Origin of the sequence: Pseudomonas aestuarii (assembly GCF_027988105.1) — a bacterium.
Taxonomy (GTDB): Bacteria; Pseudomonadota; Gammaproteobacteria; order Pseudomonadales; family Pseudomonadaceae; genus Aquipseudomonas; species Aquipseudomonas aestuarii.
The window spans coordinates 145,477-161,539 of record NZ_JAQJZJ010000009.1; the positions used below are offsets into that span (position 1 = coordinate 145,477).

Consider the following 16,063-nt stretch of genomic DNA (forward strand, 5'->3'; position numbering starts at 1 on the left):
CTTAAGGCCGGGTCAGTTCGCGCACATCGATAAAGTGGCCGGTCACTGCCGCCGCCGCCGCCATGGCCGGACTGACCAGATGGGTGCGTCCACCTGCGCCCTGACGGCCTTCAAAGTTGCGGTTGGAGGTGGAGGCGCAATGCTCGCCACTGCCCAGCTTGTCCGGGTTCATCGCCAGGCACATGGAGCAGCCCGGCTCGCGCCACTCGAAACCGGCCGCAATGAAGATCTGGTCGAGACCCTCTTGTTCGGCCTGGGCTTTGACCAGACCGGAGCCTGGCACCACCATGGCCTGCTTGATGGTCGCCGCCACCTTGCGCCCCTTGGCCACGGCGGCGGCAGCGCGCAGGTCTTCGATACGCGAGTTGGTGCAGGAACCGATGAACACCCGATCGAGCTGAATATCGGTGATCGCCTGATTGGCACTCAGGCCCATGTACTTGAGGGCGCGGACGATGGAGTCGCGCTTGACCGGATCGGCCTCGACGGCCGGGTCCGGCACGCGCTGATCGACGGCCAGAACCATTTCCGGCGAAGTACCCCAGCTGACTTGCGGCTTGATGTCCTCGGCCCGCAACTCGACGACTGTATCGAAATGCGCATCGGCGTCGGACACCAGGTCTTGCCACTGGGCGACCGCCTTGCTCCAGTCCGCCCCCTTGGGCGCGAACGGGCGACCTTCGACATAGGCGATGGTCTTCTCATCCACCGCCACCAGGCCGACGCGCGCGCCCGCCTCGATCGACATGTTGCAGATGGTCATGCGCCCTTCCAGCGACAGCTCGCGGATCGCGCTACCGGCGAATTCCAGGGCATGGCCGTTGCCACCGGCGGTGCCGATCTTGCCGATCACCGCGAGGACGATGTCCTTGGCGGTGACGCCGAAGGGCAACTGCCCCTCCACGCGGACCTGCATGTTCTTCATCTTCTTGGCCACCAGGCACTGGGTGGCGAGCACATGCTCGACCTCGGAGGTGCCGATGCCGTGGGCCAACGCGCCGAAGGCGCCGTGGGTCGAGGTGTGCGAGTCGCCGCAGACCACGGTCATGCCCGGCAAGGTCGCGCCCTGTTCCGGGCCGACCACGTGGACGATACCCTGACGCAGATCGTTCATCTTGAACTCGAGGATGCCGAACTCATCGCAGTTCTCGTCGAGGGTCTGCACCTGAATGCGCGAGACCTCATCGGCGATGGACTCCAGGCCGCCCTGGCGCTCGGCCTTGGTGGTCGGCACATTGTGATCCGGGGTGGCGATATTGGCATCGATGCGCCACGGCTTGCGACCCGCCAGACGCAGCCCTTCGAAGGCCTGCGGCGAGGTCACTTCGTGGAGGATATGGCGGTCGATGTAGATCAGCGACGAACCATCGTCACGGCGCTTCACCTCATGCATGTCCCAGAGCTTGTCGTAGAGCGTTTTGCCGGCCATCAGCCATTCCCTCATCAGCGTGTTTCTATTCAAGGGCGGATAGCCCTTTATTAATAGGCTGATCCTAAGAGCTTGGATTGAATTACTCAAATTCATATTTTTTATTCAAAGGATTCCTTTTAGGAATAGAGATACGCTACAACCCCTGGACTGCAAGCGCAGGCTCGCAGCCTGGCCTTGCAGCGCAATGCCTACCGCCTGGAGCTAGTGCCATGGATCTCGCCACCCTCAATGCCTTTATCGCCATCGCCGAGCTTGGCAGTTTCTCCGAGGCTGCCGAACGCCTGCACCTGACCCAGCCGGCCGTGAGCAAACGCATCGCCAGCCTGGAGCAGCAATTGAATGTGCGCCTGTTCGACCGCCTGGGTCGTGAGGTCAGCCTGACCGAGGCCGGCCGCGCCCTGCTGCCACGCGCCTATCAGATCCTCAATGTGCTGGACGATACCCGCCGCGCCCTGACCAACCTCAGCGGCGAAGTCAGCGGTCGGCTGACATTGGCCACCAGCCACCACATCGGCCTGCATCGTTTGCCGCCATTGCTGCGCGCCTTCACCCGCGCACACCCACAGGTGGCGCTGGACATCCAGTTTCTCGACTCCGAGGTGGCCTACGAAGAAGTCCTGCATGGCCGCGCCGAATTGGCAGTGATCACCCTGGCCCCGGAAACCCGCGAACCGGTGCATGCGGTAGCCGTATGGGACGATCCGCTGGATTTCGTTGCAGCGCCCGAACACCCACTGGCACGCAGTAAAACAATCAGCCTGGCCGACGTAGCCGTTCACCCGGCAGTGTTTCCGGGCGGCAATACCTTTACCCATCACATCGTGCGGCGCCTGTTCGAAGCCCAGGAACTGACACCGAACATCGCCATGAGCACCAACTATCTGGAAACCATCAAGATGATGGTGTCGATCGGCCTGGCCTGGAGCGTGCTACCCCGCACCATGCTCGACGAGCAGGTCGCCCGCCTACCGCTGCCCGGCATCCAGCTGTCGCGGCAGCTCGGCTATATCTCGCACACCGAGCGCACCCTGTCGAATGCCGCACGGGCCTTCATGCAGCTGCTCGATGCCCAGCGCGACGACCTTGCACAGGCGCCTGCGCAAAGGCTAACGTGAAGCGTAGAACGATAACAAAGGGCCCGTTGCATGCCCCTGAACCACTATCATTTCACGACCCAGCACAGCTCATCCCATAATCAAAAGGCTGCCAATGGCCAATGCCAGTGACGACCGGCCACCGCTGCCGCACATTCCTGCCCTGGATCCGGTCGTATTCGAGAACACCTGGAACGATGCCCCGCGCCTGCTGGCGGCACTCAACGGCGCGCATCTGGGTGCCTGGCACTGGGATGTGGCAAGCGGCCAGGTCAGTTGGTCGCGGGGCGCCCAGGCCTTGTTCGGCCTGGACCCGACCCGGCCCTTGCGCACCCGGATCGACTACATCGAACTGATCCCGGAAGAAGACCGCAACGCAGTCCTGCAGATGTTCCAGGCCGTGCTCGACGGCGCACCCAGCAGCCAGGCCCTGCAGCATCGTATTCGCTGCCCAGACGGCAGCCTGCGCTGGCTGGAGATCAGCGGCAGCCTGCAGACCGACGCCAGTGGCAAGCGACAGATGTTCGGCGTCATCCGCGACATCACCACCCAACAGCAGCGTGCCCAAGCGCTGCTCAACTCAGAACAGCGCTTTTCCACTCTGTTCCACCTCAGCCCGGACGCGATTCTACTGGTGCGTCTCGCCGACAGCCTGATCACCGAGGCCAATCAGCATTTCGCCAGCACCTTCGGCTGGCCGGCCGGCGAGATTATTGGCCGCTCGATCCTCGAACTGGACCTCTGGGTACATGAGCAGCAGCGCGACTATCTGCGCCAGGCTGCGCCGAACAGCCGCGAACCAGTCACCCAGGAAGTGCAGATACGTGCCCGCGACGGCCACATTCTCGACGGCGTGATGTCCAGCCAATACATCGAACTGGACGGGCAAGCCTTTCTACTCTGCACCTTTCTCGATACCAGCGAACGCAAGCGCATTGAAGCGGCGCTGCGCAGTAGCGAGGAGAAATTCGCCCAAGCATTCCGCCACACCCCTGACGCGGTGGTGATCACCGACAAGGAAACCGGACGCTTTATCGAGGTCAACCCGGCTTTTGAACGGCAATTTGGCTGGGAAAGTAGCGAAACCCTGGGACTCACCTCGCTGGAACTGGGCATCTGGGCCGATCCCTCTGACCGCCAGCGGATGCTCGAGGCGGTGCGTCAAGGTAGCCTGGACGAGCTGGAAGTGTGCCTGCATAGCCGCGATGGCCACGTCAGCGACAACCTGCTGTTCGGCGGAGAAATCGAGCTGGACGGACGTACCTGCCTGGTGCTGACAGTACGCGACATCACCCAGCAACGCGCTCAGGAACAGGCGCTTAGCAACAGTCAAGAGCGCCTGACTCTGGCCCTGGAGTCCGCCGATCTGGGCACCTGGGACTGGCACATCCCCAGCAACATGTTGTTTGCCTCGGCTCGCGCCGCAACGCTGCATGGCTTGAGCCAGGCGCCCTTTCATGGTGATTTTCGCGCGTTCTTCGGCCATGTCCCCATGGATGACCGGCTGGCCATGCGCCAGTCCTACCGCGAGCTGGTAGAAGGCACCTGCCAGGACTACCAGGTCACTTACCGAGCAGCCTACGGCAACGGCAACGTGCACTTTCTGGAGAGCACCGCCAAGCTCTACCGTGACGAACAGGGCAAGCCCCTGCGCATGGCCGGCATTCTCATCGACATCAGTGAACGGGTGCAGCGCGAACTACGCCTGTCCGCCTCGGAAGAGAAGTTCGCCACCCTGTTCCAGGCCAGCCCCGACCCTGTCTGCGTGTCGCGCATCCGCGACGGCGTGTTCGTCGAAATCAACGACAGCTTCAGCCAGACCTTCGGCTGGACACCGCAGGAGATTGTCGGCCGCAGCGGCCCGGAGGCCGACTTCTGGATCGACTGCGACGAACGCCGGCGCCTGTACGACAAGCTCACGGCGAACCAGGGCCTGGACAACGAGCAAGCACGTTACCGCACCAAGGCGGGCGACGAACTGACCTGCGTGGTGTCCTGCCGATTTATCCGGGTCGACCGCCAGCTGTGCATCCTCAGCACCTTCCGCGACGTCAGCGAGCGCTTGCAAGCCGAGGCCGCACTCAATGCCAGCCAGGAAAAATTCGCCAAGGCCTTTCACTCCAGCCCCGACGCCATCACCATCACCGAGCGCGATACGGCTCGCTATATCGAGGTCAACGAAGGCTTCTTCCGCCTCACCGGCTACCGCGCCGAGGAGGTCATCGGTCACTCGGCCCTGGAATTGAATATCTGGGCTGACCCCAGGCAGCGCCGAGTAATGCTCGAAATGCTCCAGCGCGACGGCCGTGTGACGCACCAGGAGATGCTCGGCAAGCACCGCGACGGCAGTATCAAGACGGTGGAAGTGTCGGTCGAGCCGATCGACCTGGACGGCCTCGATTGCCTGCTGCTGACCGCCCGCGATATCAGCCTGCTGAAGGAAGCCCAGGCGCAGATCCAGCACCTGGCCTACCACGACTCGCTGACCAACCTGCCCAACCGCGCCCTGCTGATGGACCGCCTGACCCAGCAGATCGCCCTGCTCAAGCGCCACGACTTGCGCGGCGCCCTGCTGTTTCTCGACCTCGACCACTTCAAGCACATCAACGACTCGCTCGGCCACCCGGTCGGCGACAGCGTGCTCAAACTGGTCACCGCGCGCCTGGAAGCCAGCGTCCGCCTGGAGGATACAGTCGCCCGCCTGGGCGGCGACGAGTTCGTCATCCTGCTCTCCGGCCTCGAAGGCAAACGCTCGGCCGTCACCCGCCAGGCCCACATGGTCGCGGAAAAACTGCGCAAGTTGCTGGCCGAACCCATGCTCATCGACGGCCATCGCCTGCAGGTCACACCGAGCATCGGCATCGCCCTGATCCCCGACCATGGCGCCACCCCGGCCGACCTGCTGAAGCGTGCCGACATCGCCCTCTATCGCGCCAAGGACTCCGGGCGCAACACCGTCCAGCTGTTCCGGCGGACCATGCAGGAAGCCGCCAGCGAGCGTTTACGCCTGGAAAATGACCTGCGCCTGGCTCTGGCGCGTGGTGAGTTCGAGCTGTACTTCCAGGCTCAGGCAGACGCCCGCTCCGGCCAGATCATCGGCGCAGAGGTACTCCTGCGCTGGCTCCACCCAACCCTTGGCCCGCAGTCACCAGCACTGTTCATCCACGTGCTGGAGGAAAGCGGATTGATCCTCGAAGTGGGTGGCTGGGTACTCGCCGAAGCCTGCCATGCCTGCGCGCAACTGCTCGAGGAAGGTCTGATCGATGCGCAGAGCTTCAGCCTGTGCGTCAACATCAGCCCGCGCCAGTTCCGCCACAACGACTTTGTCGAGCGCGTGGAAAGCAGCCTGCGCACCAGCACCTTGCCCAAACCCATGCTCAAGCTGGAAATCACCGAAGGCATCGTGATCCAGAACATCGAGGACACCATCGCCAAGATGAATCGCCTGAAGAAGCTCGGCGTCAGCTTCGCCATGGACGATTTCGGCACGGGATATTCCTCGCTGACCTACCTCAAACGCCTGCCGGTGGACCTGCTGAAGATCGACCAATCCTTCGTCCGCGACGCCCCCCATGACGCCAACGATGCCGAAATCATTCGCGCCATCGTCGCCATGGCCCGCAGCCTTGGCCTGGAGATCATTGCCGAAGGCGTCGAGCAACAGGAGCAGCTGGATTTTCTCGAACAGCAGGGCTGCCACCTGTACCAGGGCTACCTGTTCAGCAAGCCGCTGCCATTGCCCGAATTCCGCGCACTGCTGGCACACACTCGGCAGCGTCCGGCCGCGTCCTGAGGGGCCGCGCAGCGGTACACCTGTGCCACGATGCCGACCGCGCCCAGACCGTCCCGGAGACCCGCCCCATGCGTAAAGTCATGCTGATCACCGGCGCCAGCCGCGGCATCGGCGCTGCCACCGCCAGGCTGGCAGCCGCCCAGGGCTATGCCCTATGCCTCAATTACCACCAGCACAGCCAAGCCGCCGAGGCTGTGGCTGAACAGATCGTCGCCGCCGGTGGACAGGCCATCGCCGTGCAGGCCGACGTAGCCGATGAAGCCCAGGTAATGCGGCTGTTCGCCCGCCTCGACCAGCACTTCGGCCGCCTCGACGTGCTGGTCAACAACGCCGGCATACTGGAGCAGCAGATGCGCCTCGAACAGATGGACCTCGGCCGCTGGCAGCGAGTCTTTGCGGTCAACGTATTCGGCAGCTTTCTCTGCGCCCGCGAGGCGGTGAAACGCATGTCGACCCGCCTTGGCGGCAGCGGTGGCGCCATCGTCAACCTGTCGTCGGTGGCCGCCCGCCTCGGCGCGCCCGGCGAATACATCGACTATGCCGCCGCCAAAGGCGCCATCGACAGCCTGACCCTGGGCCTGGCCAAGGAAGTCGCCGCCGACGGCATTCGGGTCAACGCCGTACGCCCGGGGGGTGATCGACACCGAGATCCACGCCAGCGGCGGCGAACCGGCACGGGTCGCCCGGGTCAGCCCGAGCGTACCCATGGGCCGCGGCGGCCTGGCCGAGGAAGTTGCCCAGGCGATTCTCTGGCTGGCCAGCGAACAGGCGTCCTACACCAGCGGCGCCCTGCTGGATGTCAGCGGCGGACGCTGAGCACGCCAGCAGTTTCCGTCCTGCAGGCGCCAACTTGCTGGCTCCTGCAAGCGCCTTGCACTCAAGCGATGGTCCATTGTTCCTGGCGCGAGGCAAGCGGAATCTCGACGCCAAGCAAGGCATCGATCCGCAGGCAATCGTTCTCCCGGCGCAGCGAATTGAACAACGCGAACGCCTCGGGATAGCTGCGGGTAAGCATCGCCAGCCATTGCTTCAGGCGCCCTGGGGCATAGCGTGGGGACATCTTGCGCCGTGCCTGCCGCCAGAAATCGGCGAGCATGGGCTGCAACGCGGCCCAGTCCATTTCAACCACGGCCTGCCCGGCCCGTGCCGCGGCGATCTGCCGGGCCAGGTCCGGCCGCGCCACCAGCCCGCGGCCGAGCATGATGTCCTCGACGCCACTGATCTCACGGCAGCGCCGCCAGTCGTCCAGCGTCCACACTTCGCCATTGGCGAACACCGGCACCTTGACCACCTCCTGCACCCGCGCCACCCACTCCCAATGGGCCGGCGGCTTGTAGCCCTCGACCTTGGTCCGCGCATGCACCACCAGTTGCGAGGCCCCGCCTTCGGCCAGGGCCTCGGCGCACTCCAGGGCGTAGTCCTTGTGGTCGAAACCCAGGCGCATCTTGGCCGTTACCGGAATCCCGGCCGGCACCGTGCGGCGCACCTCGCGGACGATGGCATGGAGCAGTTCCGGCTCCTTCAATAACACCGCGCCGCCACGGGACTTGTTCACGGTTTTCGCCGGGCAACCGAAATTGAGGTCGATCACCGGCGCGCCGAGGCCACAGGCAAAGGCGGCGTTATCCGCCAGGCATTGCGGATCGGAGCCGAGAAACTGCACACGCAATGGCGTACCGGCCGCCGTTTGCGCAGCACTGAACAGTTCCGGCGCCAGCTTCTGATAGGTCGAGGCGGGCTGTACCCGCTCGGTGACACGAATAAACTCGGTCACGCACCAGTCGATGCCGCCGACCCGGGTCAGCACATCGCGAAGGATTTCATCGACCAATCCTTCCATCGGTGCAAGGGCGATCTGCATAGAAATATTCTCGAAAAAACGCCGCGTAGTGTACGCGGGCCATTGCCCTGAATGTAATGTCCGCCAAGGCAGGCGCAACCCAACGAGATGGAACACCGGCGCTATCCGGGAGTCCACTATCGGGACACTAAGACACCCCGGAGGACCAACATGCGCATCCTGATACTGCTCGCCAGCCTGTACTTCAGTATCGGCCTGAGCCAGGCAGAAGCACTGGCGCCAGGCGCAGCCGGACAGCACCCCGCACCCGAAAAAATGGCCACATTGATCATCGGTCGCGACCCCAAGGTGCCGAACACCTGCGCTGTCGAACTGCTGGTGGAGAACAAGCCGGTGGCACAACTGCCGACCGGAAAATCGGTGAGCCTGGATGTGCCGGCTGGCACGCTCTACCTCAGGGCGCGACTGCAATCAGCTGACCATTGCGATGCAGCCGGCCTGGCCAGCGGCCAGTCGGTTCTGCTCGAACCCGGAGAGACCCGGCAGTACCTGGTAATGCTCGACAACAACGCTTTGTTCCTCGCCCCGCATCTGCACTAAGGGCGCGAGTCAGAGCTCCAGCGGAAAGGGCAGCTGTAAAGCACGGCCGTAGCCTTCGACGAACTCGACCGGCATGCGCTTGGGCTTGCCAGTGGACAGTTCGATGCAGACAAAGGTGGTCTTGGCCCGCAACAAGGTGATGCCATCCGCCGGACGGATCAACTGAAAACGCCGATCCATCTTCAGACGCTGATCCGACTCGACGATCCAGGTGGCCATCTGCAGCTCCTGGTCTTCATAAGCGCTGGCCAGGTAATCGATCTCATGGCGCAGCACCGCCATGGCGCGGTCGAGGCGCCGGTATTCGGCCAGGTCCAGGCCCAGGTATTGCGAGTGGCGCCAGGCGCAGCGCTCCAGCCAGCTGACATAGACCGCATTATTGACATGCCCGAGGCCGTCGATGTCGTCGGCAACCACGTTGACGTCGAGCACGAATGGATTGGCCAGGTCCCAACTCATCGCGACTGCTCCAGATTGCCGCTCAGTGCGCGCGCAAGCACGGTCAAAGGCGCCAGCCAGCCCCACATGGGCAGCGCTTGATTGATCTTCGCCATCGGGCTCATGGGCTTGCTCCTGAATCTTCAAATGATGGACTGCCAGGTTGGCCAGCGCCTCATTCTAGGCGCTAAAGTCGCAGCAACTCCATGCCGCACACGCCAGTTCCCCGCCCGAATGAACGAATCCACGGCCTGCGCGCCACCAAACACCTAAAGTATTTTGGTTAATCGGCCGAAGCCACTAGGCTATGGCCCCGCAGGCCATGTGGATATCGACCTGCGCCGCGTTCACTGACCCGAGAGCCGTGCACTTTGATTGCAGCCTTACGCCTGTTGCTGTTGTTGCTCCTGCCCACCCTGAGCCAGGCGGGTGTCCTGACCCTGGCCGCCGCGGAACAGGTCGTGCTCCCGGGACCTTTCATGCAGGTCTGGCAAGATCCGCAGAAGCAGGCAGGTATAGAGGATGTACGCCGCCTGCCCGACTCGGCCTGGCAGCCGGTTGCCCGCCGCGATGCCAGCTTCGGCTATAGCGGTAACGCCTACTGGCTGCGCCTGCAACTGCATAACCCCGAACCGCGCAGCATGGACTGGGTACTGCTGATCGCTAACCCGCTGCTGGACTATCTGGACGCCTATGGCCTGGATGGCGAGCAGGTCTACCGCGCCGGCGATCAGCGCCCATTTGCCGCGCGCTGGATCGAACACCGGCAACTGCTGCTACCGCTAAGCCTGTCCGCTGGGGAAAGCCGCGAGCTGATCCTGCGCATGCAGACCCAAGGCTCGGCCAACCTCAGCGCCAGCCTGATGACCAGCGCAGCCTTCGACCGTCATGAACAACGCATGCTGCTCCTGCAGGGCCTGTTCTTCGGGGCGCTGGCGGCAATGTTCGTCTACAACCTGTCGATCTTCTTCATCACCCGTGACCGTGACTACCTCTGGTACAGCCTGTTCGTCGCCAGCTTCGGCGGCTACCAGTTCATCCAGCTCGGCTTCGCCCTGCAGTGGCTATGGCCGCAATCGCTTGCCTGGCACCAGCTGAGCTTTCCGCTCAGCTCGGCAGTGGCCACCCTGTTCGGCATCCTGTTCACCCATGGCGTGCTCGACCTCCGACATGCTTCGCCACGCTACACACAGGTCGTCCGCGTGCTGCTGGGCTGCACTGGACTGGTCATCGGCCTGTCCTTGTTCGCGCCCTACCAGATAGCCCTGTTCGGCGGTTTCGCCCTGGTCATCGCCTGCGCCGCACTCGCCTGCCTGTTTACCCTGCTGCGCTGGCGCGAGGGCTATAAACCCGCCCGCCTGTTCGCCATCGGCTGGTTCGTGCTGATCAGTGCCAGCCTGTTCAGCATCCTCAGCGGCACTGGCTTGATCGCCAATTCGCTGCTGACCCTGCACGCACAACAGATCGGCGGACTGATCGAGCTGGTGGTGTTCTCCATCGCCCTGGCAGCACGCATCCGCCAGGCGCAGAAAGCCCAACAGCTGGCCCAGAAGCAGCTGCTCGCTCAGGAGCAACAGCTGAGCGTGGAGCAAGCCAGGAGCCTGGGCCTGCAACGCCAGCTCAACGAGGGCCTGGAGATCCGCGTCAAGGAGCGCACAGCGGAACTGGAGCAAGCCCTGAAGGCATTGTCCGGCGCCCACCAGCAACTGTCCGAGCAGAACCGCCGGGACAGCCTGACCGGCCTGTTCAACCGCCAGACCCTCAACGAAGAACTGCATCGCAGCCTGGCCCAGGCCGTGCGCAGCCGGCGTCCCATGGCCATCCTGATGATGGACCTTGACCACTTCAAGCAGGTCAATGACCACTATGGCCATCTGGCCGGCGATGCCTGCCTGCGCCACGCCGCCCAACGCCTGCAGCAACGCTTGCGCGCCGGCGACCTGCTCGCCCGCTTCGGCGGCGAAGAGTTCGTCGCCGTGCTGAACGATACCGATCAGACCGGCGCCCATGACCTGGCGGAACAGTTGCGTGCCGATCTGGCCCGCCACCCCTGCCCCTATCAAGACCAGACCATCGGCCTGACCATCAGCATCGGGGTGTGCGCCGGGCTGCCCGACAGTGCGGATAGCGAACAGCTGCTACAGCAGGCCGACCAGGCGCTCTATCGCGCCAAGGCGGCCGGCCGCAATCGCGTGGAAAGCTACGAGGCCAGCTCGCTTGACGAGGCCTGACGCTGCGCCGCCAATAGCTGCATGACCGCCTGCACCAGCTGCGGGTCAGACAAGACGCGCTGGTGCCCGCCCTGCTCGAGACGCAACAGCCGGCTGTCGAACCAGGCCTCATGGATCGCCTGCGCCTCGCTATAGGGCACAACCGGGTCATCTGCGGCGTGCACGATCAGACCCGGGAAATCCAGCTGGTAGCGCGCCACATCGAGATGCCCGGCTGGCATGCCAGCCTTTTCCTCAACCAGGCGGACGAAATGCGCCCGCGCCTGGGCAGGCAAGCCCATATAGCGGGCGAAAAGCCGCAGCATGGTGAGAATACGGCTCGGCGCCGCAATGCTGACCACGGCCTCGGCACGCAAGCCCATCTGGGTTGCCAGCAAGGCGCTGGCGCCGCCCATCGAGTGACCGATAACTGCCTGCAGTGGCGGCAACTCGCTGGCGGCCTCGAGCAGGGCACGGGCGAACACCACCACATTGGCCTCATGCCCCGGCGAGCGCCCGTGCGCCGGGGCATCCAGGGCGACCACGGCATAACCGGCCTGCACCAGCGCCTTGATCAGCTCGGCGAACTGGGTCGGCCGGCCTTCCCAACCATGCATCAGCAATACCGTCGGCCCGCTACCCCAGCGCAATGCCGAAAGACCGAAACGCAGGGTGATGCGCTCGGCCTGAGCCAGCAGCGGCAACTCCCAATCCCGAGGCGGCAACTCGCGCGGCGTCATGAACTGACGACGCATCTGGTTTGCCACTGCCTGCGGCGCCACCCAACCAATGGTGGCATTGATCCCACGAACCCAGCTCAAATTGCTCATCGCCCTTCTCCTCAAACGATCGCCGTCTTGGCGGCATGCAGAACGCGGTCAGACAAGTCGCCGGGACCCAGCGCCCGCGCCAGCGCCAACCCCCCCACCATCAAGGCGATATCGGCAAGCACGCGGGGAGCGTCCTCGGGGCTTGCCGACAACTGCGCCACCATCAACTCCAGATGCTCGGCCAGGGCCGCCCGAAAGCCCTCGGGTAGCCGCGTCAGCTCGCCCAGCGAACTCGGTAGCGGGCAGGCCTGCTCGGTGGCATCGCGGTGCTTGCGTGACAAGTAGAACGCCGCGATCAGCGCCCGGCGCTCGTCGGCCGGCAGATCACTCTCCACCTGCTTGATCAACTCGCGGCGCTGACCGAGCAGCTGCCTGAACGCTTCCAGCATCAGCGCATCCTTGCTCGCAAAGTGCGCATAGAAACCGCCCACGGTCAGCCCGGCGGCGCCCATCACCTCGCCGACACTCGGTTCGGCGGGGCCGCGCTGCACCAATGCAGCACTGGCTGCAGAAAGAATGCGTTCACGGGTTTGGGCTTTCTTGTCGTTCATACTCGCCTCCAAAATATTACGATTGAAATATTATGCTCGTAATAAATTTAAGCAAGCAGAAAACCGTACCGCTGGTCGGGCTGAATGAGCGAAAGGAATGCCGAAGGCAAAAAAACAAAAGGGCCATTCCGCAAAGAATGACCCTTAAAAGTCCCGCAGAGCGGGCAAAAATGGCGTCCCCTAGGGGACTCGAACCCCTGTTACCGCCGTGAAAGGGCGGTGTCCTAGGCCACTAGACGAAGGGGACGTAACCTTCGAAGAACAAGGCCAGCTTTACGCTGGCCTCGTCGTGGAAATTGGTGGAGATAAACGGGATCGAACCGTTGACCTCTTGCATGCCATGCAAGCGCTCTCCCAGCTGAGCTATACCCCCAGATTTATCGCCTCTCGGCTCACAACCCCAATGGAGTTGCTTTTTAAAAGTGGCGTCCCCTAGGGGACTCGAACCCCTGTTACCGCCGTGAAAGGGCGGTGTCCTAGGCCACTAGACGAAGGGGACGCAAATACCCTTCAAAACTCAGCCAACTCGAGAGCTGACTGTGGCAAGCCTTTCGGCTTTGAGATTGGTGGAGCTAGACGGGATCGAACCGTCGACCTCTTGCATGCCATGCAAGCGCTCTCCCAGCTGAGCTATAGCCCCATCTCAAGGACGGGGCGCATGTTAAGAGCGCGCCCCTCTACTGTCAACAAAATTTTTATCAATAGCTGCTTTCTTTATGCTGACAGAACAACCACTTACCCTATCCCAATCGACAACATGGGGGGCCGAGCGGGATAACAGGCGGCTTAGACGATGGACGCCAGCAGCTTTTCCCACTCTTTGTTTTCCTTCTTCGACACCCCACCGAGCAACTCGATAGCCTGACGCAGGCGGAAACGGGTGAGGTCCGGGCCGATAATTTCCATCGCATCGAGTACCGATACCGAGCTGGCCTGACCGGTTATCGCGGCGAACATCAGCGGCATGGCGTCACGTAGCTTCAACTGCAGATGCTCGACCACCGCCTGGATGCAAGCGGTAATCTTGTCCTTCTCCCACTGACGCAGCGCCTCCAGCTTCCACAGGATCAACTGCATGACCTGACGCACCTGGTCTGGCGACAGCTTCTTGTGCTCGAACAGCTTGGCGTCGGGATTGACGCCACCGGCGAAGAAGAAACTGGCCAGCGGCGCAATCTGACTGAAGGTCTCGACCCGCCCTTGTACGTGCGGGGCGATCTTCATCATGTAGTCCGCGTTGAATGCCCACTGCTGCGCGCCAGCGGCAAACTCCTCGACGCTCAGTTCACGCATCCACTGGCCGTTGAGCCAGGACAGCTTCTCCAGGTCGAAGATCGGCCCGCCCAGGGACACCCGCTGGATATCGAAGTGCTCGATCATCTCGGCGAGGCTGAACTTCTCGCGCTCGTCGGGCATCGACCAGCCCATGCGCCCCAGGTAGTTGAGCATCGCCTGCGGCAGGTAGCCCATGCGCTCGTAGAAGGTGATGGAGGTCGGGTTCTTGCGCTTGGACAGCTTGCTCTTGTCCGGATTGCGCAGCAGCGGCATGTAGCACAGCTGCGGCTGTTCCCAGCCGAAGTACTCGTAAAGCAGGATCAGCTTGGGCGCCGACGGCAACCACTCTTCACCGCGCAATACATGGGTGATCCCCATCAGGTGGTCGTCGACCACGTTGGCCAGGAAGTAGGTTGGCAGGCCATCGGTCTTCATCAGCACCTGCATGTCCATGCGATCCCAAGGGATTTCGACCTCGCCGCGCAACATATCCGGGACCACGCAGACGCCCTCGGTCGGCACCTTCATGCGCACCACGTTGGGCTCGCCAGCCGCCAGGCGCTGCTGCACTTCAGCAGCCGGCAAGTGCATGCAGTGACCGTCGTAACGCGGCGTCTGCTTGGCTTCCATCTGCTCGGCGCGCACCTTGTCCAGGCGCTCGGCGCTGCAGAAACAGTGGAAGGCATGTCCCTTGTCCACCAGCTCGGCGCTGTACTTCTGGTAGATAGGCCCACGCTCGCTCTGCCGATACGGGCCGTGCGGGCCGCCGACATCCGGGCCTTCGCTCCATTCGATACCGAGCCAGCGCAGGGCATCATAAATCTGCTGCTCCGACTCGCGGGTCGAACGCACCTGATCGGTGTCCTCGATACGCAAAATGAACTCGCCACCGTGCTGACGGGCAAAGCACAGGTTGAACAAGGCGATATAGGCAGTGCCTACATGCGGATCGCCGGTGGGCGATGGCGCGATACGGGTGCGGACGGTGGTCATGGAGAGTCTCGAAGAGTTGAAGCGGAAATCGATTAAGGCGCCGATATTAACAGGCCTGCCGCTGCTGGCTCCAGCCGCAGGCCATGTCCGACCGGCAAGCACGCCATCAGGAAATCGAGAAAGGTTTTCACCTTCATCGCCTGGAACCGTCTGGAAGGATAGACCGCATAGAGTTCACCGACGGGCAGCCGAGCAGCCGGCAACAACTGCACCAGGCGGCCAGCCTGAAGCGCCTCCTGACAGATCATGCTCGGCAGCGCGGCAATGCCGGCACCAGCCAGCACCGCCTCGCGGGCAAAGGTGATGTTGTTGCTTAACAGTACACGCTGGCAGGGAATACTCTCAGCCAGCAACGGCCAGTAACGCGACGAGTCGTGTGGCAGCAGGATAGCCCGATGATCGACTAGCTCCAGCACCGTGAGCGGCGTGCCATGGTCGACGAGATAATCTGGACTGGCGCACAGTACCCGCTCTGTTTCGAATAGCTTGCGCGCCACCAGCGTCGAGTCTTGCGGCTGGCCAACCAGGATGACGATATCCACGCCCTCCTCCACCGGGTCCACAGGCCGCGAGGTCAGTTCCACTTCCGCGCTGATCTGCGGGTACTGACGCATGAAGTTGCCCAACACCCGACCGAGAAATAGCTGACCGAACTCAATCGGCGCACTGATCCGCAACAGGCCGGACGGCGCCTGCTGCAACTGCATCACCGCCTGCTCGGCTTCGGCGAAATCCAGCATGATCTGTCGACAACGCTCGAAATAGGCTTGACCGACCTCGGTCAGGCGCAACTTGCGCGTGGTGCGATTGAGCAGGCGCACACCGAGTCGCTCCTCGAGCAGGGCGATGCGCCGGCTGACCGTGGACTTCTGCATGCCCAATCCCTGGGCCGCCAGGGTGAAGCTGTGGCACTCGACCACCCGGGTAAAGATCAGCGCATCATCCAGCCCCATGATTGTTCCCCATAAGCAACAAAGTTTCCGAAGTCTAACGGCTACAGCCAGGAAAGGAACACTGCTAGATTCGCTGATACTTTTGCCCGAGCT

Annotated in this window: 11 protein-coding genes, 4 tRNA genes and 1 pseudogene; 5 read left to right on the forward strand and 11 right to left on the reverse strand. The window is 63.0% G+C overall.

Annotated features, from left to right (window positions below):
- Window position 1 precedes the first annotated feature (1 nt).
- A complete protein-coding gene (gene leuC / locus PH586_RS18450) occupies window positions 2–1,429 on the reverse strand; it encodes a 3-isopropylmalate dehydratase large subunit (RefSeq protein WP_271349249.1) in 1,428 nt (475 codons plus the stop codon).
- 212 nt (window positions 1,430–1,641) lie between these two features.
- On the opposite strand from leuC, the gene PH586_RS18455 reads away from it, so the two are divergent.
- From PH586_RS18455 to PH586_RS18465, 3 genes and pseudogenes are all read left to right on the forward strand, one after another.
- Window positions 1,642–2,547, forward strand: a complete 906-nt coding sequence (locus PH586_RS18455) for a LysR family transcriptional regulator (RefSeq protein ID WP_271349251.1) — start codon at window positions 1,642–1,644, stop codon at window positions 2,545–2,547.
- A 94-nt stretch (window positions 2,548–2,641) separates the two neighbouring features.
- Window positions 2,642–6,319, forward strand: coding sequence for a PAS domain S-box protein (locus PH586_RS18460; RefSeq protein WP_271349253.1), 3,678 nt, complete (start codon window positions 2,642–2,644; stop codon window positions 6,317–6,319).
- A gap of 68 nt (window positions 6,320–6,387) precedes the next feature.
- Window positions 6,388–7,135 (forward strand): annotated as a pseudogene (locus tag PH586_RS18465) (SDR family oxidoreductase).
- Window positions 7,136–7,196: 61 nt separating this feature from the next.
- Here PH586_RS18465 and PH586_RS18470 read toward each other — a convergent pair.
- Window positions 7,197–8,180, reverse strand: a complete 984-nt coding sequence (locus PH586_RS18470; protein ID WP_271349255.1) for a tRNA dihydrouridine synthase — start codon at window positions 8,178–8,180, stop codon at window positions 7,197–7,199.
- Between the two features lie 150 nt (window positions 8,181–8,330).
- On the opposite strand from PH586_RS18470, the gene PH586_RS18475 reads away from it, so the two are divergent.
- Complete coding sequence (locus PH586_RS18475; RefSeq protein WP_271349257.1) at window positions 8,331–8,720, forward strand: hypothetical protein; 390 nt, start codon at window positions 8,331–8,333, stop codon at window positions 8,718–8,720.
- 9 nt (window positions 8,721–8,729) lie between these two features.
- Here the strand turns inward: PH586_RS18475 and PH586_RS18480 are convergent, their stop codons facing one another.
- A complete protein-coding gene (locus PH586_RS18480) occupies window positions 8,730–9,179 on the reverse strand; it encodes an acyl-CoA thioesterase (RefSeq protein ID WP_271349258.1) in 450 nt (149 codons plus the stop codon).
- Window positions 9,180–9,529: 350 nt separating this feature from the next.
- Here PH586_RS18480 and PH586_RS18485 point away from each other — a divergent pair, with 350 nt between their 5' ends.
- Complete coding sequence (locus PH586_RS18485; RefSeq protein WP_271349260.1) at window positions 9,530–11,389, forward strand: sensor domain-containing diguanylate cyclase; 1,860 nt, start codon at window positions 9,530–9,532, stop codon at window positions 11,387–11,389.
- Here the strand turns inward: PH586_RS18485 and PH586_RS18490 are convergent.
- From PH586_RS18490 to PH586_RS18525, 8 genes are all read right to left on the reverse strand, one after another.
- Window positions 11,359–12,198, reverse strand: coding sequence for an alpha/beta fold hydrolase (locus tag PH586_RS18490; protein ID WP_271349262.1), 840 nt, complete (start codon window positions 12,196–12,198; stop codon window positions 11,359–11,361). The two genes, PH586_RS18485 and PH586_RS18490, sit on opposite strands and share 31 nt — an antisense overlap.
- 11 nt (window positions 12,199–12,209) lie before the next feature.
- Window positions 12,210–12,749, reverse strand: coding sequence for a TetR/AcrR family transcriptional regulator (locus PH586_RS18495; protein ID WP_271349264.1), 540 nt, complete (start codon window positions 12,747–12,749; stop codon window positions 12,210–12,212).
- 171 nt (window positions 12,750–12,920) lie between these two features.
- Window positions 12,921–12,996 (reverse strand) — tRNA-Glu (locus tag PH586_RS18500).
- Window positions 12,997–13,046: 50 nt separating this feature from the next.
- Window positions 13,047–13,122, reverse strand: a tRNA-Ala gene (locus PH586_RS18505).
- A gap of 50 nt (window positions 13,123–13,172) precedes the next feature.
- Window positions 13,173–13,248, reverse strand: a tRNA-Glu gene (locus PH586_RS18510).
- Between the two features lie 65 nt (window positions 13,249–13,313).
- Window positions 13,314–13,389 (reverse strand) — tRNA-Ala (locus PH586_RS18515).
- A gap of 146 nt (window positions 13,390–13,535) precedes the next feature.
- Window positions 13,536–15,017, reverse strand: a complete 1,482-nt coding sequence (gene gltX, locus PH586_RS18520) for a glutamate--tRNA ligase (RefSeq protein ID WP_271349266.1) — start codon at window positions 15,015–15,017, stop codon at window positions 13,536–13,538.
- A gap of 32 nt (window positions 15,018–15,049) precedes the next feature.
- Window positions 15,050–15,970, reverse strand: coding sequence for a LysR family transcriptional regulator (locus PH586_RS18525; protein WP_271349268.1), 921 nt, complete (start codon window positions 15,968–15,970; stop codon window positions 15,050–15,052).
- Between the last annotated feature and the right edge of the window lie 93 nt (window positions 15,971–16,063).

Excerpts from the sequence above, each read along its gene's own strand:
- PH586_RS18460 (WP_271349253.1), top strand. The coding sequence starts at position 2,642 with ATGGCCAATGCCAGTGACGACCGGCCACCGCTGCCGCACATTCCTGCC.
- gltX (WP_271349266.1), bottom strand. The coding sequence starts at position 15,017 with ATGACCACCGTCCGCACCCGTATCGCGCCATCGCCCACCGGCGATCCG.
- PH586_RS18495 (WP_271349264.1), bottom strand. The coding sequence starts at position 12,749 with ATGAACGACAAGAAAGCCCAAACCCGTGAACGCATTCTTTCTGCAGCC.
- PH586_RS18490 (WP_271349262.1), bottom strand. The coding sequence starts at position 12,198 with ATGAGCAATTTGAGCTGGGTTCGTGGGATCAATGCCACCATTGGTTGG.
- PH586_RS18455 (WP_271349251.1), top strand. The coding sequence starts at position 1,642 with ATGGATCTCGCCACCCTCAATGCCTTTATCGCCATCGCCGAGCTTGGC.
- leuC (WP_271349249.1), bottom strand. The coding sequence starts at position 1,429 with ATGGCCGGCAAAACGCTCTACGACAAGCTCTGGGACATGCATGAGGTG.
- PH586_RS18470 (WP_271349255.1), bottom strand. The coding sequence starts at position 8,180 with ATGCAGATCGCCCTTGCACCGATGGAAGGATTGGTCGATGAAATCCTT.
- PH586_RS18480 (WP_271349258.1), bottom strand. The coding sequence starts at position 9,179 with ATGAGTTGGGACCTGGCCAATCCATTCGTGCTCGACGTCAACGTGGTT.
- PH586_RS18475 (WP_271349257.1), top strand. The coding sequence starts at position 8,331 with ATGCGCATCCTGATACTGCTCGCCAGCCTGTACTTCAGTATCGGCCTG.
- PH586_RS18525 (WP_271349268.1), bottom strand. The coding sequence starts at position 15,970 with ATGGGGCTGGATGATGCGCTGATCTTTACCCGGGTGGTCGAGTGCCAC.